This window comes from Hymenobacter aranciens (genome assembly GCF_030580865.1).
GTDB lineage: Bacteria > Bacteroidota > Bacteroidia > Cytophagales > Hymenobacteraceae > Hymenobacter > Hymenobacter aranciens.
Genome location: NZ_JAUQSY010000007.1, coordinates 273939 through 297240 on the forward strand (window position 1 = coordinate 273939; position 23302 = coordinate 297240).

Here is a 23302-nt window from a genome sequence, read left to right on the forward strand (position 1 = left end):
ATGGCCACCGAAAAAGAACAACGGGAGGTTGAGATAGTCCTCAAAGCCCAGGAGGCCAATGCTTCCATCAAAGACATGGCCGCCGGCGTGGCGCTGATGAATAATCAGTTGGCCAAGATGGCTCAGGACGACCCACGCCGGGAGCAGCTCAAGCAGGATTTTCAGGAGCTGAGCACCCGCGTGGGCGCCGCCCGCGCGGAGCTGAAAGACATGAGCCACACCTATGCCGAGGTGGTGCTCAACGGCCAGAAGGTGAGCGCCTCGTTCAACGAGATGGAGAAGGCGGCCAAGATTCTGGAGGCCCAGCTCAAAGACCTCTCGGCCGACGACCCCGGCCGGAAGAAAATGCTCGATGACTACCAGGCCCTGCAGGAGCGTATCGAGGGGGTAAAGAAGGAAATGGGCCAAGCCCAGGAGGAAAGCAACGTCTTCACCCAGGCCCTGGCCTTCGCCGGCGTCACGGTCGGGGCCGAAGCCGTGCTGGAGGGCGTGATGGAGCTGGGCCAGGAAATCATGGCCACCACGAAAGAGGTCGAGACCCTGCGCAGCTCCATCAACACCATGACTGGCGCCGCCGGCGCCGACCTGGACGGCCTGACCACCGCCGTGCTGGCCACGTCGCGCACCTTCGGCAAGGAGTACAACGAGGTGCTGGCGGCCAGCAACACGCTCAGCAAGCAGATGGGCGTCAGCCAGCAGGAGGCCATGCGCCTGATTCAGCAGGGCTTCCTGGCCGGGGCCGATGCCGGCGGCGACTTCCTCGACCAGATGAAGGAGTACGCGCCGCAATTCAAGGCCGCCGGCTACGAGGCCGACCAGTTCATCGGCCACATTGCCAACGCCTCGCTGGGCGGGATTTTCGACGACAAGGGCGCCGACGTGGTCAAGGAGTTCGGGCTGCGCATCCGGGAGCAGACCAAGTCGACCACCGACGCCATGCAGGCGGCCTTCGGCTCTGAGTTTACCAATGAAATCTTCGGGGGCATCAAAAACGGGAGCATGACGGTGCAGGAGGCCCTGCAGCGGGTGAGTAAGGAGATGGACGAGACCAAAATCCCGGCCAACCAACTGCAAACCGTGATTGCCGACGTGTTTGGCGGGCCGGGCGAAGATGCCGGGCTGGCCTACCTGCAGTCGCTGAAAAATGTGGGCAAGGGCGTGGACGAGATGGTCGACAAAACCAACGTCTACACCCAGCGCCAGGAGCGGCTGCTGGCTTCGCAGACCGAACTGGCCGAAGCCCAGAACGACCTGACCAAGCAACTGGAGGGCAGCGGCACGGCAATGGATACGCTGGCCAACCAGGGCATGACGATGCTCTATACCCTGCTGGCCTCGCTGGCCGCCACCTTCGACGAGCTGGTGCAGCCGGTGAAGGAAATCTGGAACTCTTTTCTGGAACTGGGCAAGTCGATGGGCTGGGTCAGCGAGAAGGGCCTCACGGCCAAAGGCGTCGCGCAGGCCCTGGGCGACGTCATTCACTGGCTCATGACGCCCACGCGGCTGTTCTGGGGGCTGTTGGCCGACATCACCAAGGCCACCGTGGCGTGGGCCGAGAAGTCCGACTTCGCGCGGGGCGTGCTCGTGGCCCTGACGGCCCCTATCCGTGATATGTACGAGCTGCTCACCAAAGCACCAGCCTACTTCGCGGGCTTTTCGGCCGCTGCCGAGAGCAGCTTCGGCACCATCGGCCGGGCCTGGAGCCTGGTAAAGAACCGTGAATTCGGGGCGGCAGCCACCGAGATGGGCGACCTGGGCAAAAAGGCCGGCGACGCCTTTTCGACGGCCTTCGACCAGGCGCTGGTGGCGAAAGCGAAGGCCGACGCCGCTGATGGCAGCAGCGAGAAGAAGGAGCAGCCAGACAAACGCGACCAGGACGGCGACGGGCTGACCGATGCCGACCGGGCCAAAGCCGAGAAGGCCGCCAAGACCGCCCGCGACAAGGCCGAGCGGGAGCGCAAGGCCGAAGCGCTGAAAGCCGCCCAGGAGCGCCTCAACGACCTGAAGCAATGGGTAAAGGACGAGGGTCAGGTGCTGGAGGGCCGCAATGCCCTGCGCGACTCATTGGATACAGTGGCTTATACCGACGAGGCCCTGCGCCGGCAGCAGCAGGAAAAGAAAATCCTCGACCAGGCCACGGCCCACATCGACAAACTCACCGGCAAGGAGGTCGACTACGCCGCCCGGGTGCGCGCCATCGTGGAGGCGCGCGACCTGCAGCTGCGGGAGCTGGCCGCCAGGTTTGCCGACCAGGACCAGAAGGACGCCGAACAGGCGCTCGACGAGAAAATCAAACGCAACGAGGCCCAGCTGGAGGTCGACCTGGCCCAACTGGAGCTGCTGCGCACGCAGGCGGCCGAGTACGCCGCCCGGGCCAGCGAGGAGGAGCTGGCGAAGCGGGAGGAGAAAACCGCCCAGCGCGATGCCGATATGCTGGAGGAGCTGGCCCACGCGGAGCTGCAGCTGAACAATGGCCTCGTCACCCAGCAGAGTTACGACGAGGCCATCTTCCAGGCGAAAATGGCCGCGCGGGAGCGAGAGCTGGCCTACACGAAGGAGAAAAACGGCGAGGAGTCGGCCGAGTACAAGAAGCTGCTGGCCGAGAAGCTCAAAGCCCAGGCCGACCACACCACGAAAGCCAAGAAAACGGAGGACGACCTGGCTAAGTTCAAGGGCAAGCTCGTGGAGACGGACAAGTTCATGAACAACGACAACGTCAAGTTCCTGGAGGAGAGCATCGGCAAGCAGACGGTGCTGTATAAGACGTTCCAGGTGGCGCGCAAGGCGCTGGCCATCGCCAACATTGGCATGTCGCTGGTCGATGAAATCCAGCAGTATTGGGCCACGGCCGCCGGCATGGGGCCGATTGCCGGCCCCATCTACGGCATCGGCATGAGCGGGCTGGCCGTCATCCGCAGCGGCATGGCCATCTCGAAAGTGGCCGGCTTCCGGGAGGGCGGCGCCACCGGCGACGGCATGGTGGTGCAGCGGCCGAAGATGGGCGGCCTGCTCGACGTGTTCAGCGCGGCCACCGGCATGCGCATCGGCACCGGCGGCCAGCTCACCGACGCCCAGGGCTACGAGGTGGCCGGCGTCGTACACAAAAACGAGTACGTCATTCCCGAATGGATGCGCGCCGACCCCCAGGTGATGCAGGTGGAGAACTGGCTCGAGGCCCGCCGGCAGCGCGGCTTCTACGAGGGCGGCCCCACGTCGGAGGGCCGCCGGCCGGCCGTCGCCGGCGACGAGCTGCCCCGGCCCGACCAGGCCGCCGGCGACCAGCGCCTGGTGCAGGTACTGGAGTCGCTCGACCAGCGCCTGCGCCAGGTAGAGCAGTGGCCCGAGCGGCTCGACGTGGGACTCGACCTCATCAAGCTCGACCGGGCGCAGAAGAAGCTGAAGCAGGTGATGACGAACACCGGCGTGCAAGGCCAGAAATAAGCGTTCGAAAAACCCTCTGAAAAAAGGCCCCGAAAACCTGCGTTTTTGGGGCCTTTTTCGTGGGTCAGATTATTGTTCGGAAAACAGTAGTTTTGGGAATCACTAAACCGACTTTGTATGTCCTTCTTTATGTCTTTAACCAATAGGCCCCTCACATTCGAGCTTGAGGTCGGTCAAGAAACCGGGGTAAGCGGACCTGTAATAAAGATTACAGAGGCTCACACTTCAGGAAAAGAGGCAAAATACTTGTTGCCTCAAAGCTTGCTGGATAAAGCTGAATCGAATCCACATTTTGAGAATATGGATGCAGAAGACCGCTGCCGTTATTTTTTGCATCTAATGTTGGAAGCCGCCGAAGACTTAGACGCTAAATGACCGCTGCCCTCTACGCCCGCGTCAGCACCCGTGACAAGGGCCAGACCAACGACAACCAGCTCCACGAGCTGCGCGCCTTCGCCGAGCGGCTGGGTTACACCGTTTATCAGGAGTACTGCGACCAGGAAAGCGGCGGCACCGCCGAGCGCCCCGCGTTCCAGCAGTTGTTTCTCGATGCCCACCAGCGGCGCTTCGACGTGGTGCTGTTCTGGAGCCTCGACCGCTTCAGCCGCGAGGGCGTGACCGAAACCCTGAACCACTTGCAGCGCCTGGGCGCGGCCGGGGTGCAGTTCAAGTCCTTCACCGAGCAATACCTCGACAGCACCGGCGTGTTCAAGGATGCCATCGTGGCTATCCTGGCTGCCATTGCCAAGCAGGAGCGCGTGCGCTTCTCCGAGCGCATCAAGGCCGGGCAGGCCCGCAGCAGCAAGAAGCCGGGGCGGCCCACGCTCGACGCGGCGAAGGTGGCTGAACTACGCCGGCTGCGCGAGGAGGGGCTGAGCTTTAAGAAAATTCAGGTGGCGACTGGCGTGCCGGTGGCGACGATGCACAAGTATTTGAATCCGAAATAAGGAAACTCCGGCAAAAACTGCCACAGAAATTGCCACATAAAAAGCAAAAAGGCCCTCAGCAGTGCGCTGAGGGCCTTTTTTGTGGTCACATAGGGAGTCGAACCCCAAACCTTCTGATTCGTAGTCAGATGCTCTATCCAATTGAGCTATGCAACCGTTTTTCCCGTGTTGGGAGTGCAAAGGTAAGAAGTTTTTTTTTGAAAGCGCAAGCGGATGCGCAAATTTTTTGCCTGGATTTTGTGTCTGAAACCGCAAGCAATTCAAAATCAAGCCCCATTTTTTGGCGTGGCATTACGACTCAGTGCCCGTTGCAGGGCGCGGTTGAAAAGAACGTAGAGGCCGCCGACGGAGGCGGCTATCAGGGCCAGCAGCACCAGCTTGCTGAGGGTGCCGCCGTCGGGGTCGCGGAGCAGGGCCAGCACGTCCTGGGCCTTGGTACCCAGCCAGAAAAAGAATAGACTGCGTGGGAGCATGCCCAGCACCGATGCCAGCAGGAACTGGCGACGGGGCACACCTACCATCGCCAGCACGAAGGTCATGAGGGCAAAGGGCAACACCGGCGACAGGCGTGTAAGGATGATGAGCTGCCAGCTTTGATGCTGTAATTCATCAACTACGGCACCCGCTTTGGGGAAGAGGTGCAGGAAGTGGCGGAGCTTGCCGTGGTCGAGGCGGCAGGCCAGCTCGTAGCCGATGGCGGCGGCCAGGGCATAGGCCACCACCATGCCCGGCAGGCCACTCCAGCCCAGGTAGTAACCCGTCACGATGGCCACGACGGTGGTAGGGGTGAGGGCAAACGCCATGGTGAATGCAATCACCAGGAAGTACAGCAGCATCTGGGCCGGGCTCAGTTGTTGCAGCAGCTCCTGGTAATTATTCAGCACCAGCAACAGCGACGACGAACCCAGCAGCGGCACGGCCACCAGCAGAAACATGGTGAGCAGCGTGGAGAAATTCTTCTGAAAAAGCTCGCGCAGAAAATTCATAGAGGGACTACGGCCGACAGTTGGCCAACTGCTAGCACAGACGCAACTCAGCCGCTGGAGTTGCCAAAACCTGAAAAGGATAGAAGTGCCTGATTAGGCAGGCAGCGAAGATACCGCCACCAATGCCGCGAAACCGCGAACTTTGCGGGCATACTTCCATCTTCGCCCCGCTTTTCCATTTCCCACCCCCATGAAATTCGCAACCAAGGCTATTCACGCCGGCGTGCATCCCGACCCCGCCACCGGGGCCATTATGACGCCTATCTATCAGACTTCGACTTACGTGCAGCGCTCGCCCGGCGACCATAAGGGCTTTGAGTACTCGCGCACCCACAACCCCACCCGCACCCAGCTGCAGGACGCCTTGGCCGCCCTCGACAACGGCCGGCACGGCATCTGCTTCGCCTCGGGCATGGCGGCTATCGACTGCGTTATCAAGCTGCTGCAGCCCGGCGACGAGGTGATTTCGACCAATGACCTCTACGGTGGCAGCTACCGCCTGTTCACGAAAGTGTACGAGCCGCTGGGTATCAAATTCCACTTCGTGCCGATGCACGACATGGCCGCCGTGCGCGCCAAAGTAACCGAGCGCACCCGCCTCATCTGGGTCGAAACACCGACTAATCCGCTGCTGAATATCATTGATATTGAGGCCGCGGCGGCCGTGGCGAAAGAGTGCGGCGCCCTGCTGGCCGTCGATAATACCTTCTCGACGCCCTACCTGCAAACGCCACTGGAGCTGGGCGCCGACATCGTGACCTACTCGCTCACCAAGTACATGGGCGGGCACTCCGACGTGGTGATGGGCGCGCTGGTGCTCAACGATGATAAGCTGGCTGAGCGGCTGAGCTTCTACCAGAATGCCTGCGGCGGCACGCCCGGCCCCCAAGACTGCTTTCTGGTGCTGCGCGGCCTCAAAACCCTGCACCTGCGCATGCAGCGGCACTGCGAAAACGGCCGCGCCGTGGCCGAATACCTGCGCCAGCACCCTAAGGTAGAAAAGGTGTACTGGCCCGGCTTCGAAAACCATCCCAACCACGCAGTGGCAGCCCGCCAGATGCGCGACTTTGGCGGCATGATTTCCTTTGTGCTCAAGGGTGATAAGAAGGAAGAGGCCATTGCGGTGCTCGAAAAATTCCAGCTCTTCTCGCTGGCCGAAAGCCTCGGCGGCGTCGAAAGCCTGAGCGGCCACCCCGCGACGATGACGCACGCCAGCATCCCGGCCGAGGAGCGCCGCAAGGCTGGCCTCAGCGACTCACTTATCCGCCTGAGCGTGGGCATCGAGGATGCCGAGGATTTGATTGAGGACTTGGCGCAGGCTATTGGCTAAGAACGTGTCAGGCCGAACGCCGTGAAGCATCTCTGCCGCAGCAGTAATTTATTTACATGCGTGGTAGAGATGCTTCACGGCGTTCGGCCTGACACGTTCTATTTTATTTCTATGCCATGCCCCATGCCCTGCCGGCTATTGATGTCCTGCCGCTCTTCCCGGTTCTCGACCGGAAGCTCATCACGCTGCTGCAAAGCCTGACGCCCGCCGACTGGCAGCGCCTCACGCTGGCCCGCCGCTGGACGGTAAAGGACATCGCTGCCCATCTGCTCGACGGCAACCTGCGCACGCTCTCGATGCTGCGCGATGGCTACTTCGGCGAGGCGTCGGGCGCAATCAACTCCTACGACGACCTGCTGGCCTTCCTCAACCGCCTGAATGCCGAGTGGGTGACGGCCATGCGCCGTCTTAGCCCAGTGGTGCTGATTGAGTTGCTAATTCAATCGGGCCGCGAATACGCTGAATTTCTGGCTACACTCGACCCGCAGGCACCAGCCGCTTTTGCCGTGGCCTGGGCGGGGGAAAGCGAGTCGGTCAACTGGTTCCACATTGCCCGCGAATACACCGAGAAGTGGCACCACCAGCAGCAAATCAGGGAAACGGTGGGCCAGACGGCCGAGCTGCTGACGCCGGAATTGTTCCGGCCATTTATCGAAACCTTCATGCGCGGGCTGCCGCATGCCTACCGGCAGGTGGCGGCGCCGGTGGGCACGGTGGTGCAGGTGCGCGTGACGACGGCCAGCGGCGGTAGCTGGCAGTTGGTAAAGGGTGAGGCTGGCTGGCGGCTTCAAAATGTGGCCCCTGATGCCGTGCTGGCCGCAGAAGTCGTGCTGATGCCCGAAACCGCCTGGCGCTTATTTACCAAAGGCATCGACCCCGCCACTGCCGAGGCAGAAAGTGTATTGCACGGCGACCGGGAATTGGCACTGGCCGCGCTCCGCATGGTAGCAGTAATGGCCTGACACCTGCGCCGCAAACCCAATGCCGGCCCGGCGGCGTAGGTTAGCAGCCTCCACTTTCCAGCGGCTGCTGCTATGCGTACTCTTTTGATTGGGATATTGCTGACGACCCTCGGCATGGGTTGCATGAAAGACCATGCGGCTCCCGCACCGGTTAATACCCCCAACGCCGGCATGCCTTTTCTGGCGCTGGGCGACTCCTATACCATCGGTGAGGGCGTGCCGCCCGCCGAGCGTTGGCCCGTGCAACTGGCCCGGCTGTCGCAAACTCAGCCCGTACCGCTGGCCGCGCCCGACATCATTGCCCGCACCGGCTGGACTACTGCCGAGCTGCAATCGGCTATCGACAACTCAGACAATCGTAAGACTTACGGGCTGGTGTCGCTGCTGATTGGGGTGAACAACCAGTACCGTGGGCAGGGCCTGGGCAAGTACCACACTGAGTTTCGAGAACTGCTGCGCACGGCGGTGCGCTTCGCAGGCGGCCGGGCCGGGCGGGTGGTCGTGCTGTCGATTCCCGATTGGGGGCAGGCGCCGTTTGCGCAAGGGCAGGACCGCGCCCGCATTGGTAGTGAAATAGATGCCTTCAATGCCGTGGCGCAGCAGGAGTGTCAGCTGGCGGGCGTGGCCTACGTAGATATTACCAGCCTGAGCCGCGCCGCCAGTGGCGATGCCAGGCAGTTTGCCAGCGACGGATTGCACTACTCGGGCCACCAGATGGAGCAGTGGGCCCAGCGGGTATTGCCGGTAGCGCAAACGCGGCTGCAAACGCCCTAGCCGACGGAATTTCAGGCGGAAACTCAAAAAAATGTCCGGTGTTCGTCAGCCTGGCAATGGTGTTCTAAATCAATAGCTGAGATTGAGCAACAATGGAAACAAAGGCCGGAGTATCCGCCGATTTCAGCCATTAGCGTTAACAGAAAAGCCGGTGAAACAGTATTAAGGACCGATTCACGTCTTCCCGGGTAAGCCGGCAAGGCCCAGAAACTTCCCTTTATATGTTCCTCAAGAATACCCTCCGGGCCGGGCTACGGCTGGGGTGGTGCGCGGCGCTGCTGGCTACGGCAGGCTGCAACATCATCGAGTTCAGCCCCAACGACCACCGCGTCCCCGACGAATTTACCGACCTCAACCAGAAGAATCTGACCCGCCTGCTGGCCAAGCCCCTGCCCGCCGGCGACACGCTCCGCTTCGTCTTTACCGGCGACTCGCAACGCTTCTACGACCAAGCCGAAGACATGGTGAAAACCATCAATGAGCGGGAAAAAAACATCCAGTTCGTGCTTGTAGCCGGTGACATATCCGATTTCAGCCTGGCCCGCGAAATGAAGTGGGTGGATGAGCAGTTGCGCAAGCTCAACGTGCCCTACCTCACCGTGGTGGGCAACCACGACCTCAACGGCAACGGCCGTCCCACCTTCGAGCACATCTACGGCGCACTCGATTATTCCTTCGTGTACGGCGATACGAAGTTTATCCTCATCGACACCAACAGCCGCGAGTACAACTTCGACGGCAAGATTCCCGACATGGGCTGGCTCAATGCCCAACTCGCTAACCCCGAGGGTGCCCGCCGCCAGATGGTGATGATGCATGTGCCGCCGGATAACAGCGATTTCGACCCGAACCTGCAGGCACCTTTTGCGCAGGCCCTGGCCCGTACCCCCAATCTGGTGGCGGCCATGAACGGCCACAACCACTCCTGGCGCATCGGCCAGCTCTACAATGATGGCGTGACCTACGTCAACTCCGACGCTTTCTCGGAGCGCAGCTACGCCGTGATGACGGTGTGGGGTGACAAACAATTCCGCATCAAACGGGTGGCCTTCTAATGAAAAAGCTGATTCTACTCCTGTTGCTGGCCGCATTTGCCAGCCTAGCGGCGCAAGCAGCCACGCCGCCCACCTCCGGCCTCGGCCTGCGCGCCGACAACCCGCACAAGTGGTACCGCCCCACTCACCTGCAGCTCCAAACTGGTGGTGGCCTGGGTATGGTAGCCGGGGGCGCCGGCTACGACCTCGATAAAAAGAAATCCCTGGAGCTGGACATTCTGGTCGGCTACGTGCCTAAGTATTACGGCGGCTCCACACTAAGCCTGGCCTCAGCCAAGGCTATGTACTCTCCCTGGCGCGTGCCAATTTCGGAGAAAATTGAGCTGCTGCCTCTCACGGCAGGCCTGTATTTCAGCTATACTCACGGTACCATCAACGACGAGCTGCCAGGCCAATACTCAGCTGATTATTATTGGTTTTCGACCGACACCCGCTACGGTCCGCTGCTGGGCAGCCGCCTCACCTTCTTGGGCCCACCCATCAAGGCTACCGGTCAGCCGCGCAAAATTTCGGCGTATTATGAGCTGGGAAGCAATGATTTGTATATCATCAGCTACGTGCAGAATACGAAGGCGCTGAGTATCGGCGACATTCTGACGCTGGCGCTGGGAGTGAAGGTTGATTTTTAAACCGGAACTCTCATGCTGAACGCAGTGACGCCGCTGCTCACGCTGGAACGAACGGTTCTGGCGTGAGCAGCGGCGTCACTGCGTTTAGCATGACAGATAGCTACTTGCCAGCTCCTGCCGGCACCGTCGAAGAATTGCTGTCCAGAATCTGAAATAGCTCGTCCAGCTTCGGCGTCAGAATAATTTCCGTGCGGCGGTTCATGGCCTTGTTGGCCGGGGTGTCGTTGGTGGCAATGGGTACGTATTGCGAACGTCCCGAAGCGGTTACGCGCTCCGGTGTCACACCGTTGGTGGTGAGCAGGCGGGCAATTTCGGTGGCCCGCAGGGCGCTGAGGTCCCAGTTGTCGGTGATGCCGACCGAACCGGTGCGGATGGGCACGTTGTCGGTGTGGCCTTCCACCACCACGTTCACGTCTTTCTGCTCCTGTAGCACGGTGGCCAGCTTTTTCAGGGCCTCCTGGCCTTTCGGGTCCACTTTGGTAGAGCCTGATTTAAAGAGCAATTGCTCTGACAACGACACGTACACTTTGCCATCTTTCAGCTTCACCTGCAGGTCGCTGCTGTTGAAGCTGAGTAGGGCCTTGCTCACGCGGGCCTTGAGGTCGTTCACGGCTTTGTCCTTGTCGGCCAGGGCTTGGGTGAGTTCCGTCAGGCGGGTTTCGCGCACGGCCAAGTCGGCGGCGAGGCGGTCGTTGTCGGTTTTGGCTTTCTTGAGGGTGGTCTCCAGCTCACCCAGCTCGGCCTCGCGGCGGGCCAGGTCTTTGGCTACCTTATTGTAGTCGGCCGATTTATTAGCCAGCTCCCGGTCGCTGTTTTTGAGAAGTTTATCGTAGCTATCGCTCAGCTCGTGGTAGAGCGTCTTGGTTTTGCGGTAAGCGTTGCCGGTTTCGGCCGAGTCGTTCACGAGGCGCTTACGGTCGAGCCGGAGCTGGGCCAACTCGTCGCTGGTCTTCTTAAGCTCGGCCGTAGCGGTGCGGTATTGTTTTTCGGCGTCGGCTTTGCCTTGTTCGTCAGCGGCCTGACGGGCGCGCAGGTCGTCGTATTTTTTGGCCGTCACGCAGCTGGTGAGGGCAGGGGAGGAAGCCAGCAGGGTCAGCGACAGACCCAGCAGGGCAAGAGAAGGATTTTTCACGAAAAGCACTAAAAATAAAACCGCTGCCACCGGCCGGTTTGAAAGTCGTCGGCCGGGGCGCTTTGGCTTGGCAAGGTACTGCCCAATGGCGCCCCTATGCAACTGCCCCACTGCCAGCCAAGCAATTTTCGGCCTATCTTTGTCGGCCCTCCGCCCCCGATTTTACTTCTTTTCTGCTTTCCCTGACCTTCCGGCGGAGATGTAATCAAAAGTTAACAATTGTCCCGATTGGTGCTTTTGGTTCCTAATTTTTAATTCAGAAAATTCCCCGCAATGGCTTGGTTTAAACGACAGGAGAAGGGTATCATCACCCCCACCGAGCAGAAAAAAGAAACGCCCGATGGGCTGTGGTACAAGTGCCCCGAGTGCAAAACCGTGGCCACTATGGCCGAGCACAAGCGCCTGCTCTACGTGTGTGGCAACTGCGGCCACCACGACCGCATCGAGGCCGTCGATTACTTTGAAATGCTGTTCGATGGCGGGCAGTTCGAGGAGATGGACGCCAACCTGACCTCCGGCGACCCGCTGAGCTTCGTGGATACCAAGGCCTACCCGCAGCGCGTGCAGGCCACCGAGCGCAACACTGGCCTGAAGGACGCCGTGCGCACCGCCCATGGCCTCAGCGCCGGGCAGCCGCTGGTGGTGGCAGCCATGGATTTCAAGTTTATCGGCGGCTCGATGGGCTCGGTGGTGGGCGAAAAAATTGCCCGCGCCATCGACCATGCCCGCAAGACCCGCACCCCCTTTCTCATGATTTCGCGCTCGGGCGGCGCCCGCATGATGGAAGCCGGTTACTCGCTGATGCAGATGGCCAAAACCTCAGCCAAGCTCGCGCTGCTGGCTGAAGCCGGGGTGCCCTACGTGAGCCTCCTGACCGACCCCACGACGGGCGGCGTCACGGCTTCCTTCGCCATGCTTGGCGACTTCAACATTGCCGAGCCCGGCGCCCTCATCGGCTTTGCCGGCCCGCGCGTTATTAAGGAAACCATCGGTAAAGACCTGCCCAAAGGCTTCCAAAGTGCTGAATTCGTGCTCGAACACGGCTTTCTCGACTTTATCGTGGACCGCCGCGAGCTGAAGCAGCGTCTGGCCGACCTTCTGGGGATGCTGCGCACAAATAATGCTGTGCCTGCCGAAGCGACAACTGCCGCTGTTAAAGCACATTAGTAAGCGTAGTTAGTCGGCGTTTAGAGTTCGGCACACTTCTTGAAAAAGCCCGTTGTGTTACCACAGCGGGCTTTTTCACGTAGAAGCACCGCAACTACTCTTCACCATTTTCTTTTTTTCATGACTACTTCGAAATCTCTCCTCGCCGTGCTGATGGCCTTTGTGCTGCTATTCAGTTCCTGCGCGACTTCTAACCCGTCGAACGGCACGCTGTCGGATGCCAACGGCACTGGCGTGCGCAAGGATGGCATGAGTAAAACAACCAAAGGCGGCCTCATTGGGGCTGGTACTGGTGCAGCTGCTGGTGCCATCATAGGCGGTTTAATTGGCGGTGGACGTGGCACAGCTATTGGGGCTATCGCTGGTGCTGCCGTGGGCGGTGGTACTGGGGCCGTCATTGGTCGCAAAATGGACAATCAGGCTGCTGACCTACAGCGCGATATGCAGAATGCTAAGGTTGAGCGTGTAGGCGAAGGCATTAAAATCACCTTCGACTCGGGTATTTTGTTTGATACCAATCAGTCTGCGTTGCGTCCGGCTTCGATAACCGAAATCGACAAGATGGCTGCCGTGCTTCAGAAATACCCCGACACTAACGTGTTAATTGAAGGGCATACCGATGCTAGTGGTAATGATGCCATCAACCAGCCGCTAAGCCTGCGTCGTGCTCAAGCCGTAGCTAACGAAACTATTGCCAAAGGGGTAGCGGCTAACCGGGTAACCACGCAAGGTTACGGTTCAAGCCAACCCGTTGGTGACAACAATACTGTCGAGGGCAAGCAAGCCAATCGTCGTGTGGAAGTGGCTATCTATGCCAACGAAAAAATGAAAAAAGCTGCTGAGAAAGGCGATTTGTAGGCCTCTTCTATAGTCTTAATTATCAAAAAGGCCACCTCACTAGGTGGCCTTTTTGATGGGCCATTGCTACCGGTCTACAACTCCATTGCCGGGCTTACGTTTAAGAGGCTTGTTTTTATTCCAACTTCTAATTTAACTTCACCATGAAAGTCCTTAAGTTTTTTCTGTTGACGATAATGGCCTTTTTTATGCTGGTAGGCTCGGCTCAGGCGCAGGAGAAGAAAGGCTGGAGCCGCAAGGCCAAAGGCGCGGCCATTGGCGCGGGGGCCGGGGCAGCTACTGGTGCCGTGGTAGGCGGCGGCAAAGGCGCACTGATTGGCGCTGCAGCAGGCACGGTAGCCGGCGGGGCAATCGGGCGCAAAAAAGACAAGAAAAAAGACCCCGTGCGCTACGAGCAATACCGCAAAAAATAGGTGCGGTTTGTCGAAAATGAACTGCTGAGGCAGCAAAAAGGCCGGGCGCTACGCGCGGCCTTTTTTAGTGCTTCGACGGGTGAAATGACAAACTGAGCGGGAGCAACGACCAGTTAGGGGAAAATGAGTTTGGCAAGGTGGTTGCAAATAGCGTACTTCGCGGGCCGTTGCCGAAAGCAGCGAATTTCTCCCGACCTTTACTTTAAACAACTCCCATTTTTTCCCAACACCATGAAAAATTTTCGTTTGCCGCTCACTTTCCTGTTCGCCCTGCTATTGCTAGTGAACAATTTCGTGCAGGCTCAAACCACGACCGTAAGCACTGAGAAGCCGAAAGGCATGAGCAAAGCCGTGAAAGGTGGCATCATTGGCGGCCTGGGTGGCGCCGTGGCGGGTGGCGTAGCCGGCCGTCTCATCGGCGGCAAGAAGGGCACTGCTACCGGTGCCATCATCGGGGCCGCCGTGGGTGGCACGGCTGGCGTGCTCATCGGCAAGAAAATGGACAAGCAGGCTGCCGAGCTGCGTCGCGACCTCGAAGGCGCTAAAGTAGAGCGCGTGGGCGAAGGCATTAAAATCACCTTCGCTTCGGGCATCCTGTTCGGCACCAACTCGTCGACCCTGACTCCGGAAGCCGCTGGCAACATCGACCAGCTGGCTGCTACGCTGAAAAAGTACGCCGACACCAATGTGACCATCGAAGGCCACACCGACTCGTCGGGTTCGGACAAAATCAACCAGCCGCTGAGCGAGCGCCGCGCCCAGGCCGTGGCTAATGAAATCACCGCTCAGGGCGTGGATGAAACCCGCATCACCACCACCGGCTATGGCTCGACCCAGCCGGTAGGCGACAACGCTACCGCCGCTGGCAAAGCTGCCAACCGTCGCGTAGAAGTGGCCATCTTTGCCAACGAGAAGATGCAGAAGGCTGCCAAGAAAGGCCAGCTGTAGGCCTTAGACTTGCAAATAACTGCTTAAAAAGCCGCCCGTCAGGGCGGCTTTTTTCGTTTAGGGCTGACTGCTAACTCCCCACTCACCGTGAATAAGGTCACCTACTCCGCTTCTGCCCAGGAAAAAATCCTCGCCGACCACGAAATCCTCGACCGATTCTACGGCCACCTGCCGCCGGAGCCGCGCCGCACGCCTATGCGTGAGCTGATTTCGACGGTACTCTCGCATCGTACCACCCATGCCGACGAAGAGCTGGCCTACGACCGCATGCTCGAAGCCTTCGGCGACTGGGCCGGGGTGCTGGCGGCGCCCACGGCCGAGCTGGCGCACGCCATTCGCACCACGCGCTGGCCCGATACGCAGGCGCCCCGCATTCAAGAGATTCTGCGCCGTATTCAGGCCGAGACGGGTGGGCAGTTCGACCTCGATTTTCTGGCCGACTGGCCGACGGAAAAGGGCATGGAATGGCTGACCGATATGCCGGGCATCGGGCTGAAAACGGCCTCACTGCTGCTGCTGTTCAATTACCACAAGCCAGTATTGCCCGTCGATACGCACGTGCACCGGGTGGCGCAGCGGGTAGGGTTTCTGGGGCCGAAGGTGTCGGTGGAGAAGGCGCACTCAGTGCTGCTGGCGCTGCTGCCGGCCGATGCGGAAGCCTTGTTCAACTTCCACAAACACAATTACTGGCATGGGCAGCAGATTTGCTTTTTTCTGAAGCCGAACTGTGGTCGTTGCCCGCTCAAAGGCTTTTGCAATTATTATCTGGAGCATTATGGAGCGGCTACGGCCGAGGCGCTGGCGGCTACGCCCACGGTTTGGGATGCGGCGGCCTGGGGCAAGCTGCCGCATTAGTATTTATCATGCTGAGCGCAGCGAAGCATCTTCTCATACCAAAACGAAGAGCGAGGTTTGCTGTTCTGACCTGACAAGCTGCTTCCCTAGCTGACGCCGACCTCCGGTTCGTCAGCATGACAGGGCGGCGCTACCTTTACATCATGCGTCTCGTCAAGCATCCCGTCCTCTGCAATTACTACGTCACCTACCGCTGCAATGCGAAGTGCGCGTTTTGCGACATCTGGGAGAAGCCCTCGCCCTACGTGACGCTGGAGCAGGTGGAAGCCAACCTGCGCGACCTGAAAAAGCTAGGCGTGTCAGTCATCGACTTCACCGGCGGCGAGCCGCTGCTGCACCGGCAATTGCCTGACTTCGTGCGCCTGGCCCGCAAAATGGGCTTCATCACCACCGTCACGACCAACGGCCTGCTCTACCCCAAAAACGCCGAAAAGCTGCGTGGCCAGGTCGACATGCTGCACTTTTCGCTCGACAGCATCGACCGCGAAACGCACGACCGGGGCCGGGGCGTGGCTTGCTACGATTTTGTGATGGAAAGCATCCGTGTGGCGCTGGAGCTGGGCGAGCGGCCGGACATTCTGTTCACCGTTTTTCGCCATAACCTGCGGGAGCTGGAGCAAGTGTACCAGGAAATCACGCAGCCTAATGGCCTGGTGCTGATTATCAACCCGGCTTTTGAGTACAACGGCGTTGAAACCGGTGAGCAGCTGAGCGAAGACGAACTGGATTTTCTCTCGGCCTTCGGCAAGCGCAAGGGCGTGTACCTCAACGAGGCCTTCATCCAGCTGCGTCGCGATGGTGGCAACCACGTAGCCAAGCCCGTGTGCCGGGCCGCCAGCACCACGCTGGTCATCTCACCCTACAACGAACTGGTGCTGCCCTGTTATCACCTCGGCGAGCAGAAATTTCCCATCGAAGGCCAGCTATTCGACTTATACCAATCAGCTGAAGTGCAGGGCCTGGCTGCGCTGGAGGGTCGTCTGCCGGCCTGCGAGGGCTGCACCATCAACTGCTACATGCAGCCCAGCTTCGCGGTCGAAACCAGCAAATATTTCTGGCAGGCCCTGCCCAGCACCCTGAAATATAACTGGGAGAAAGGAACGTGGAAACGGATGTTTGCAATGAGCAATTGACAATGAATAATCAGCAATTGCTTGCCGATAGAAACGATTCGCTACAATTGTTAATTGCTCATTATTAATTGTTAATTAAAAAAATGCCCGCACTTATTCTGCCCGTTCACGGTATTCATCCTCAGATTCCGGCCGATTGTTTCGTGGCCGACAACGCCACCATCATCGGCGACGTGGTGCTGGGGCGGGGCTGCACGGTGTGGTTCACGGCCGTTATTCGGGGCGACGTCCATAGCATCCGCATCGGCGACGAAACCAACGTGCAGGATGGGGCCGTGCTGCATTGCACCTATCAAAAGGCGCCGCTCACTATCGGCAGCCGCGTCAGCATCGGGCACCGGGCGCTGGTGCACGGCTGCACCGTGGAAGACGATGTGCTCATTGGCATGGGGGCCATCGTGATGGACCACGCCGTGGTAGGCACGGGCTGCATCGTCGCGGCCGGGGCCGTGGTGCTGGAGAATTTCGTGTGCGAGCCGGGCTATTTGTATGCCGGGGTGCCCGCCAAAAAAATCAAGCCCGTGACGGCGGAGCAACGGGAAGGGCTGCGTAGGACAGCGGCGAATTACCAGACCTATGCCAGCTGGCTTACTCCCTTAAAGTAGTTTCCGGCCACTGCCAGGCCTGCACGCACTGGGCTCGCTATTGCTTATTGCGGACCACAATAAGCAATGGCGAGCCTCCTACTATTGCTTAGCATGCCCCGTGCAAAGCAAGGATATGCCCCGTGCAAAGCAAGGATATGCCTCGTGCAAAGCAATAGGCTGGCAAAGGCAGGTGGTAGGTGGGCTACAATTCGTCGTCCAGCTCCCCGCGCGGCTCGGCGCGCTCCTCCATCGTCGTCACGCGGAGCTGCACCAGCTCCACGGCGCGGCGCGAGCGCTGCAGCACCCGGAACTCGTAAGGGTCGAGCACGGCCACATCGCCCACTTCGGGGATGCTGCCGTAGATGACGTTGAGCAGGCCACCCACGGTTTCGTAGTCTTCGCCCTCGGGCAGGGGGAAGGGGAGGTATTCGTTGGCGTCGGAGATGGGCGTGGCGGGGTTCACGCGGTACTCGTCCTCGGCAATTTTCTCCACCACCGGCACTTCGTTGTCGTATTCGTCCTGAATTTCGCCCACCAGCTCCTCCATAATGTCTTCGATAGTGACGATGCCCGACACGCCGCCAAACTCGTCGCTCACGATGGCCATCACGATGTGCTTGCGCTGAAACTGGCGCAGCAAACGGTTGATTTTCTTGGTTTCGGGCACGAAGAAGGGCGGGCGCATGATGCGGGCCAAATCGACGGGCTCCTGGTTGCGGATGATGGGCAGCAGGTCCTTCACGTTGAGCACGCCCACTATATTGTCGATGTTGCCTTCATACACCGGCATGCGCGAGTAGCCTTCGCTGAACACCAGCTCCAGGATTTTGTCCTGCGGGGCATTCACGTCCAGCGCCGAAAGCTTGGTACGGGGCACCATTATCTGCTTCACCATGCGGTCGTTGAACTGAAATACGTTTTCAATCAGCTCGTGCTCCGAGTCCTGGATTTCGCCACTCTGCTTGCCCTGATCGAGCAGCAGGCGCAGCTCCTCGGCCGTGTGGACTTCGGAGCCGTGCGTCGATTTCACCCCGAACAAGCCCAGCAGGCCGTTCGACATCCAGTTGAGCAGCCAGATAGCGGGATAGGTGATGACGTAGAACACCCGCAGCGGCGCGGCCACGGCCAGTGTCGTAGCCTCCGATTTTTGAATAGCCAGCACCTTAGGCGCCTGCTCGCCAATAACAATGTGCAGCACCGTGATAGTGGCGAAAGACGCAATTAGCGCGGTAGTATGCACCGTTTCGGGCGCGATGACCAGCCCGAACTGGTGAATAAGGGCCAGCAGAATTTCGGCCACCACGCTCTCACCAATCCAGCCCAGGCCCAGCGAGGCCAGCGTAATGCCCAACTGAGTAGCCGATAAGTAGGCATCCAGGTTCTGCAACATGCTCTGCGTGAGCTGCGCCAGCCGGTTGCCTTCCTGCGCCCGCAGGTCGATTTGTGAGGCTCGCACCTTGACGAGGGCAAACTCAGCGGCAACAAAAAACCCGTTCAATAGAACGAGCAACAGCGTGAAAAGTATTTTTAAACCCATGTTGGCGGCCCCGCGACACGGTCGGTCTGGTGGCCATTCTACCTCAAAAGTACGGAGTTTGCGGTGGGTAGTTGGGGTGTTGAACCTTTCGGGCGGCTATTTGTGGTAGGGACAGCGTTATTTTGTAGCTGAAAGCCGCCCAATTTCCCCTGATGAATTCCTCCGTTTATAAATTTCTGGCGTTTCTGCTGCTGCTCGGCGGCCCGGTTTCAGCCCAGATATTCGTGCCCACCCACCTAAGCACCACTCTAAGTCAGCCCAAAGCGAAAGTAGGGGAGGAGTTGGACCTCATTATCAACGCCCGCATCGAAGACAAGTGGCATCTCTACGCCACCGATTTCAGCGAAGACGTGGGGCCAATACCGTTTACCCTGAAATTCACGCCGAGTGCGACGTATGCGCTGGTCGGCAAGCCCAAATCCATCAACTCGCACCACGAGCACGACGACGTATTCAACGGTGACGTGGCCTTTTGGGAAAAAACCGGGCAGATTCGCCAGCGCATCAAGGTGCTGCAGCCGGGCAGCCTCAGCATTAAGGCCGAAGCCGACTACCAGACCTGCACCGACGTGGACGGTCGCTGCGTGCCCGGCAATGAAGTGGTGACTTTTGGGCCACTCACCGTGACTGGCAGCGCCGCGCCAGCTAAGGCTACTGGTGTGGTAACGCCACCTGCCATTATAAAGACGGATGCGCCTGCCGTAGCTGCCGCCCCAACAGATTCTCCGACAGCTACTACGGCTATGGACACCGCCGGCCAACCGGCTCCAGTCGCGACGGCCACGGTAGCCCTGCCTACTACTGAGCCCGTTGCAGCTGCTTCGGCTGATGCTCCGCGCATCGCCCCCTCGGCGCCCTTGGCGCCCACTTCCGACGCGGGCAGCCTCTGGAGCTTCGGGCTGCTGGCCTTTATTTCGGGGCTGGCGGCGCTCATCACGCCCTGCGTGTTTCCGATGATTCCGATGACGGTTTCCTTTTTCACCGGCAGCAAGGACAGCCGGGGGCGCGGCATTCTCAAAGCCGTAGTGTATGGCTTGAGCATCATTGTTATCTACACCATCATTGGCGTGGTGGTGGCCCGGTTGCTGGGCGAGGAAGGCCCCAATTTCATGGCGACGCACTGGCTGCCGAACCTGCTGTTTTTTACCGTATTTGTGGTGTTCGGGCTGTCGTTCCTGGGCTTGTTTGAAATCACCCTGCCGCACCAGTTGGTAAGCAAAACCGACGAGCAGGCCGACAAGGGCGGTTGGCTGGGCATCTTCTTTATGGCCTTCACGCTGGTGCTGGTATCGTTCAGCTGCACCGGGCCGATTGTGGCCACGGTGCTGGGGCTGGCGGCCCGGGGGCAGACGCTGGCCCCGGTGGTGGGCATGCTGGGCTTTTCGCTAGCTTTTGCGCTGCCATTCACGCTGTTTGCCATTTTTCCCTCATGGCTGAAAAGCCTGCCCCGCTCGGGCGGCTGGCTCAACACGGTGAAGGTGGTGCTGGGCTTCGTGGAGCTGATGCTGGCCCTGAAATTTTTGAGCATGGTCGATTTGGCCTACCACTGGGGCGTGCTCACCCGCGATGTGTACCTGGTGCTGTGGGTGGTGCTGTCGGCGCTGCTGGGCATGTACCTGCTGGGCAAGTTCCGCCTCTCGCACGACTCGCCGCTCGACCACCTCAGCGTGGGCCGGCTGATGCTGGCGGTGCTGGCCTTCGCCTTCACCGTATACCTGATTCCGGGCCTGTTCGGGGCGCCGCTGCCGCTGCTGGCCGGCTACCTGCCCCCCCAGAGCAAGCACGATTTTTCGCTGGCGGCGCAGCCGGGTGGGGCGGCGCCGGCAGCCTCGGCCAGCCGCGAGGCGCCGCGCTTTGGCGAATTCCTGGAGTTGCCCCACAACCTGGAGGGCTACTTCGACCTGGAGCAGGCCAAGCGCGTGGCGCGGCTGGAAAACAAGCCGGTATTCGTGGATTTCACCGGCCACGCCTGCGTGAACTGCCGCAAGATGGAAGCGACGGTGTGGAGCGACCCGCAGGTGCTGGAGCGCCTGCGCCGCGACTACGTGGTGGTGGCCCTCTACGTGGACGACAAAACCGAACTGCCCGAAAAGGAATGGTATGTGTCGCCCCGCGACAAGCAGCAGAAAACTACCCTCGGCAAGCAAAACGCCGACCTGCAGGTGACGCGCTACGGCTTTAACGCCCAGCCTTATTACGTGTTGCTTGACCCGAATGACACGACCGGCCAGCCGTTAACGCAGCCCGTGGCGTACGAGCCGAATGTGGCGCAGTTCAGCCAGTTTTTGCAGAGTGGGCTGACGCAGTTCAAGCAGAAGAAGGGCGTGGCAGCGCGGTAGGCTAGGGCAAAAAAAGAACTGTCATGTTTCACTGCGTTCAGCATGACAGTTCTTTTTTTGCCCTAGCCTACAAAATCTAAAACAAGAAGAGGCAGCACCCACCCAGATGCTGCCTCTCGCTTACAATGAGGAACGCACCCACCCAGATGCGCAACTCGGTTTCCCCTCTTCTCCTCGAATCCAACTTCAGCTGTAGCGGAAGGACTTGAACCTCCACGAAGTAGTTAGCCAGCCCGAAGGCCGATTTCTCCCAAACCTTCACCCCCGAGATAGGAGGGTGTGTCTGCCAGTTTCACCACGCTACAATGTCTTTTTTAATCGCAGCCGGTTGCTTTCGATTATGACAAAAGTACGGCACAGAGACGGAAAGTAAAAATAATCATGCGTCGCAGTTGAAAATTTACAATTAATTTATTTCCTCTGGTGTAGCTTTGCGGGAACTTTAAATTTTCCCCTCGAAATATGGCCCGGAATTACGAACTTGATGAAACCGACCGGAGAATTTTAAACCTGCTCATCCAGGACGCCAAAATGCCCTACACCGAGATTGCGCGCAAGGTGCATGTGTCGGGCGGCACGGTGCACGTGCGCATGGCGCGGCTGGAGGAACTGGGTATTGTGGTGGGTGCCACGCTGCGCATTGACTTTTCGAAGCTCGGCTACGGCGTGAGTGCCTTCCTGGGCATTTACCTGCTCAAGAGCTCGGTGTATGCCAGTGTGGTAGAGCAGCTGAAGCTGATTCCGGAAGTGGTGAGCATTCACTTCACTACCGGGGCCTACGGCGTATTTGCCCGTCTGATGTGCCGCGACACGCAGCACCTGCGCGACGTGCTGCACGACCGCGTGCAACTCATCGAAGGCATCGAGCGCACCGAGACGCTGATTTCGCTGGAGGAGGTGATTAACCGCCCGATTGAGCTGAGTCAGGTTTTCTAGCGCGCGGCGGTAGAGCTTTATTCGACCCAGGCGCTGGCTGTGATGGCCAGCGCCTTAGGGTGCTTATTTTCTAAATTGTGAGCGGCGGCACGCGGGGGCAAAGCTGCCACTTTGTTATTGTATATGGCCGCTACGCTGCTCATCCAAACCGCTTTCATCGGCGACGTTATCCTGATGACGGCGCTGCTGGAATACTTGCACCAGACGGCGCCCGAAACGCCCGTGGACGTGCTGGTGCGGCGCGGCAACGAAGGGCTGCTGAAAGGCCATCCGCACGTGCGGCAGGTGCTGGTGTGGGATAAGAAAAATGGCAAGTACCGCCAGCTCTGGCAGCTGTTGGGCCAGATTCGGGCCGCGAAATACGGGCGGGTAGTGACTCTGCAGCGCTTCGCCAGCACCGGCTTTCTTACGGCTTTTTCGGGCGCACCGGAGCGGGTAGGGTTTGCGAAGAATCCTTTGAGCCGGTTTTTTACGAAGCGCGTGGCGCACCAGATTGGGGATGGCACGCATGAGGTAGAACGGAATCTACGGCTGCTTGAAGATAACAGCGCGAATAGCAAGATGGTAGGTGCTGGGCATTCGGTGCTGGGTGTTGGAGGAGGGAACGAATTGCTGTCTCCAAGCCAAAAGTCCGATACCGAGCACCGAACGTCGAATACCCAAATACCTTTTCCGCCGCGCCTCTACCCATCAGCCGCCGACGAAGCCACCGCGGCTATGTACGCCGCTGCTGGCCCCTACATCTGCCTGGCTCCGAATTCGGTGTGGTTTACCAAGCAATACCCCGAGGGAAAATGGCTGGAGCTGCTGGCCGCTTTGCCTGCCGGGCTGCGGGTGTACTTGCTGGGTGGCCCGCCCGACGTGGCTGCCTGCGAGCAGCTAGCGGCTGCCACCAGCCGGCCCGGCATGGAAAGCCTAGCGGGCAAGCTGGGTTTGCTAGCCTCGGCGGCGCTGATGCGCGGGGCGGTGATGAACTACGTGAACGACTCGGCCCCCATGCACCTGTGCTCGGCGGTGGGGGCGCCGGTGACGGCGATTTTTTGCTCCACGGTGCCGGAGTTTGGGTTTGGACCGCTGGCACCAGTGTCTTTTGTAGTGGAAACCAAGGAGGCGCTGGCCTGCCGGCCCTGCGGGCTGCACGGGCACGGGGCTTGCCCGCAGGGGCATTTTCGGTGTGCGTATAGTATTGAGGTGGCGCAGCTTACGGATGCGTTGAATCGCCCAACACGGGCTTAGTCGTAGCGGACACTTTTAGGGCTGAGCAACTGAAATC

21 protein-coding genes and 1 tRNA gene are annotated in these 23302 nt (G+C 59.7%); 18 read left to right on the forward strand and 4 right to left on the reverse strand.

The annotated features are described in order from the left end of the window. From Q5H93_RS12460 to Q5H93_RS12470, 3 genes are all read left to right on the forward strand, one after another. Entirely contained in the window at nt 1-3441 is a 3441-nt protein-coding gene (locus tag Q5H93_RS12460) for a phage tail tape measure protein (protein WP_305006862.1), read from the forward strand. Between the two features lie 117 nt (nt 3442-3558). Then, nucleotides 3559-3816: a hypothetical protein gene (locus Q5H93_RS12465; RefSeq protein ID WP_305006863.1), complete on the forward strand. Its 258-nt coding sequence runs from the start codon at nt 3559-3561 to the stop codon at nt 3814-3816. After that, on the forward strand, nt 3813-4388 hold the full coding sequence (locus tag Q5H93_RS12470) for a recombinase family protein (RefSeq protein WP_305006864.1): 576 nt from the start codon (nt 3813-3815) through the stop codon (nt 4386-4388). Before Q5H93_RS12465 ends, Q5H93_RS12470 begins: the two co-directional genes overlap by 4 nt. A gap of 82 nt (nt 4389-4470) precedes the next feature. Here the strand turns inward: Q5H93_RS12470 and Q5H93_RS12475 are convergent. Both Q5H93_RS12475 and Q5H93_RS12480 read right to left on the reverse strand, forming a co-directional pair. Next, a tRNA-Arg gene (locus Q5H93_RS12475) sits at nt 4471-4544 on the reverse strand. 110 nt (nt 4545-4654) lie between these two features. After that, entirely contained in the window at nt 4655-5374 is a 720-nt protein-coding gene (locus Q5H93_RS12480) for a TVP38/TMEM64 family protein (protein WP_305006865.1), read from the reverse strand. Between the two features lie 190 nt (nt 5375-5564). On the opposite strand from Q5H93_RS12480, the gene Q5H93_RS12485 reads away from it, so the two are divergent. The 5 genes from Q5H93_RS12485 (at nt 5565) to Q5H93_RS12505 (ending at nt 10124) form a co-directional block, all read left to right on the forward strand. Then, on the forward strand, nt 5565-6704 hold the full coding sequence (locus tag Q5H93_RS12485; RefSeq protein ID WP_305006866.1) for a cystathionine gamma-synthase: 1140 nt from the start codon (nt 5565-5567) through the stop codon (nt 6702-6704). Nucleotides 6705-6820: 116 nt separating this feature from the next. Continuing rightward, nucleotides 6821-7666 carry a maleylpyruvate isomerase N-terminal domain-containing protein gene (locus Q5H93_RS12490; protein ID WP_305006867.1) on the forward strand — a complete coding sequence of 282 codons (846 nt, stop codon included), beginning with the start codon at nt 6821-6823 and terminating at the stop codon, nt 7664-7666. 72 nt (nt 7667-7738) lie between these two features. Beyond that, on the forward strand, nt 7739-8440 hold the full coding sequence (locus tag Q5H93_RS12495) for an SGNH/GDSL hydrolase family protein (protein ID WP_369811013.1): 702 nt from the start codon (nt 7739-7741) through the stop codon (nt 8438-8440). Between the two features lie 221 nt (nt 8441-8661). Further along, nucleotides 8662-9495 (forward strand): metallophosphoesterase family protein, encoded by an 834-nt coding sequence (locus tag Q5H93_RS12500; RefSeq protein WP_305006868.1) that lies wholly within the window; start codon nt 8662-8664, stop codon nt 9493-9495. Continuing rightward, a complete protein-coding gene (locus Q5H93_RS12505; RefSeq protein ID WP_305006869.1) occupies nt 9495-10124 on the forward strand; it encodes a hypothetical protein in 630 nt (209 codons plus the stop codon). Before Q5H93_RS12500 ends, Q5H93_RS12505 begins: the two co-directional genes overlap by 1 nt. Nucleotides 10125-10224: 100 nt before the next feature. Here Q5H93_RS12505 and Q5H93_RS12510 read toward each other — a convergent pair whose 3' ends face one another. Beyond that, the gene (locus Q5H93_RS12510) at nt 10225-11256 is read right to left on the reverse strand and encodes an OmpA family protein (protein WP_305006870.1); all 1032 of its coding nucleotides are present in this window, start codon (nt 11254-11256) and stop codon (nt 10225-10227) included. A 273-nt stretch (nt 11257-11529) separates the two neighbouring features. Here Q5H93_RS12510 and accD point away from each other — a divergent pair, with 273 nt between their 5' ends. From accD to Q5H93_RS12545, 7 genes are all read left to right on the forward strand, one after another. After that, nucleotides 11530-12423, forward strand: a complete 894-nt coding sequence (gene accD, locus Q5H93_RS12515) for an acetyl-CoA carboxylase, carboxyltransferase subunit beta (protein WP_305006871.1) — start codon at nt 11530-11532, stop codon at nt 12421-12423. Nucleotides 12424-12543: 120 nt separating this feature from the next. Continuing rightward, nucleotides 12544-13281 carry a YiaD family glycine zipper/OmpA-like lipoprotein gene (locus Q5H93_RS12520; protein ID WP_305006872.1) on the forward strand — a complete coding sequence of 246 codons (738 nt, stop codon included), beginning with the start codon at nt 12544-12546 and terminating at the stop codon, nt 13279-13281. 143 nt (nt 13282-13424) lie between these two features. Then, nucleotides 13425-13694 carry a YMGG-like glycine zipper-containing protein gene (locus Q5H93_RS12525; protein WP_305006873.1) on the forward strand — a complete coding sequence of 90 codons (270 nt, stop codon included), beginning with the start codon at nt 13425-13427 and terminating at the stop codon, nt 13692-13694. A 231-nt stretch (nt 13695-13925) separates the two neighbouring features. Further along, a complete protein-coding gene (locus Q5H93_RS12530; RefSeq protein ID WP_305006874.1) occupies nt 13926-14642 on the forward strand; it encodes a YiaD family glycine zipper/OmpA-like lipoprotein in 717 nt (238 codons plus the stop codon). An 87-nt stretch (nt 14643-14729) separates the two neighbouring features. Then, nucleotides 14730-15497 (forward strand): endonuclease III domain-containing protein, encoded by a 768-nt coding sequence (locus Q5H93_RS12535; RefSeq protein ID WP_305006875.1) that lies wholly within the window; start codon nt 14730-14732, stop codon nt 15495-15497. A 143-nt stretch (nt 15498-15640) separates the two neighbouring features. Further along, a complete protein-coding gene (locus tag Q5H93_RS12540) occupies nt 15641-16630 on the forward strand; it encodes a radical SAM protein (protein ID WP_305006876.1) in 990 nt (329 codons plus the stop codon). A gap of 83 nt (nt 16631-16713) precedes the next feature. Further along, complete coding sequence (locus Q5H93_RS12545) at nt 16714-17235, forward strand: gamma carbonic anhydrase family protein (RefSeq protein ID WP_305006877.1); 522 nt, start codon at nt 16714-16716, stop codon at nt 17233-17235. 184 nt (nt 17236-17419) lie between these two features. Here Q5H93_RS12545 and Q5H93_RS12550 read toward each other — a convergent pair whose 3' ends face one another. Further along, nucleotides 17420-18727 (reverse strand): hemolysin family protein, encoded by a 1308-nt coding sequence (locus Q5H93_RS12550; RefSeq protein ID WP_369811014.1) that lies wholly within the window; start codon nt 18725-18727, stop codon nt 17420-17422. Between the two features lie 179 nt (nt 18728-18906). On the opposite strand from Q5H93_RS12550, the gene Q5H93_RS12555 reads away from it, so the two are divergent. The 3 genes from Q5H93_RS12555 to Q5H93_RS12565 all read left to right on the forward strand — a co-directional run bounded on the left by Q5H93_RS12555 (nt 18907) and on the right by Q5H93_RS12565 (nt 23265). Continuing rightward, complete coding sequence (locus tag Q5H93_RS12555; RefSeq protein ID WP_305006879.1) at nt 18907-21093, forward strand: protein-disulfide reductase DsbD family protein; 2187 nt, start codon at nt 18907-18909, stop codon at nt 21091-21093. A gap of 462 nt (nt 21094-21555) precedes the next feature. Further along, on the forward strand, nt 21556-22029 hold the full coding sequence (locus tag Q5H93_RS12560; RefSeq protein WP_305006880.1) for an AsnC family transcriptional regulator: 474 nt from the start codon (nt 21556-21558) through the stop codon (nt 22027-22029). Between the two features lie 123 nt (nt 22030-22152). Beyond that, complete coding sequence (locus Q5H93_RS12565; protein ID WP_305006881.1) at nt 22153-23265, forward strand: glycosyltransferase family 9 protein; 1113 nt, start codon at nt 22153-22155, stop codon at nt 23263-23265. The last annotated feature ends 37 nt before the right edge of the window (nt 23266-23302 follow it).

Excerpts from the sequence above, each read along its gene's own strand:
- Q5H93_RS12460 (WP_305006862.1), top strand. The coding sequence starts at position 1 with ATGGCCACCGAAAAAGAACAACGGGAGGTTGAGATAGTCCTCAAAGCC.
- Q5H93_RS12465 (WP_305006863.1), top strand. The coding sequence starts at position 3,559 with ATGTCCTTCTTTATGTCTTTAACCAATAGGCCCCTCACATTCGAGCTT.
- Q5H93_RS12470 (WP_305006864.1), top strand. The coding sequence starts at position 3,813 with ATGACCGCTGCCCTCTACGCCCGCGTCAGCACCCGTGACAAGGGCCAG.
- Q5H93_RS12480 (WP_305006865.1), bottom strand. The coding sequence starts at position 5,374 with ATGAATTTTCTGCGCGAGCTTTTTCAGAAGAATTTCTCCACGCTGCTC.
- Q5H93_RS12485 (WP_305006866.1), top strand. The coding sequence starts at position 5,565 with ATGAAATTCGCAACCAAGGCTATTCACGCCGGCGTGCATCCCGACCCC.
- Q5H93_RS12490 (WP_305006867.1), top strand. The coding sequence starts at position 6,821 with ATGCCCCATGCCCTGCCGGCTATTGATGTCCTGCCGCTCTTCCCGGTT.
- Q5H93_RS12495 (WP_369811013.1), top strand. The coding sequence starts at position 7,739 with ATGCGTACTCTTTTGATTGGGATATTGCTGACGACCCTCGGCATGGGT.
- Q5H93_RS12500 (WP_305006868.1), top strand. The coding sequence starts at position 8,662 with ATGTTCCTCAAGAATACCCTCCGGGCCGGGCTACGGCTGGGGTGGTGC.
- Q5H93_RS12505 (WP_305006869.1), top strand. The coding sequence starts at position 9,495 with ATGAAAAAGCTGATTCTACTCCTGTTGCTGGCCGCATTTGCCAGCCTA.
- accD (WP_305006871.1), top strand. The coding sequence starts at position 11,530 with ATGGCTTGGTTTAAACGACAGGAGAAGGGTATCATCACCCCCACCGAG.
- Q5H93_RS12520 (WP_305006872.1), top strand. The coding sequence starts at position 12,544 with ATGACTACTTCGAAATCTCTCCTCGCCGTGCTGATGGCCTTTGTGCTG.
- Q5H93_RS12525 (WP_305006873.1), top strand. The coding sequence starts at position 13,425 with ATGAAAGTCCTTAAGTTTTTTCTGTTGACGATAATGGCCTTTTTTATG.
- Q5H93_RS12530 (WP_305006874.1), top strand. The coding sequence starts at position 13,926 with ATGAAAAATTTTCGTTTGCCGCTCACTTTCCTGTTCGCCCTGCTATTG.
- Q5H93_RS12540 (WP_305006876.1), top strand. The coding sequence starts at position 15,641 with ATGCGTCTCGTCAAGCATCCCGTCCTCTGCAATTACTACGTCACCTAC.
- Q5H93_RS12545 (WP_305006877.1), top strand. The coding sequence starts at position 16,714 with ATGCCCGCACTTATTCTGCCCGTTCACGGTATTCATCCTCAGATTCCG.
- Q5H93_RS12555 (WP_305006879.1), top strand. The coding sequence starts at position 18,907 with ATGAATTCCTCCGTTTATAAATTTCTGGCGTTTCTGCTGCTGCTCGGC.
- Q5H93_RS12560 (WP_305006880.1), top strand. The coding sequence starts at position 21,556 with ATGGCCCGGAATTACGAACTTGATGAAACCGACCGGAGAATTTTAAAC.
- Q5H93_RS12565 (WP_305006881.1), top strand. The coding sequence starts at position 22,153 with ATGGCCGCTACGCTGCTCATCCAAACCGCTTTCATCGGCGACGTTATC.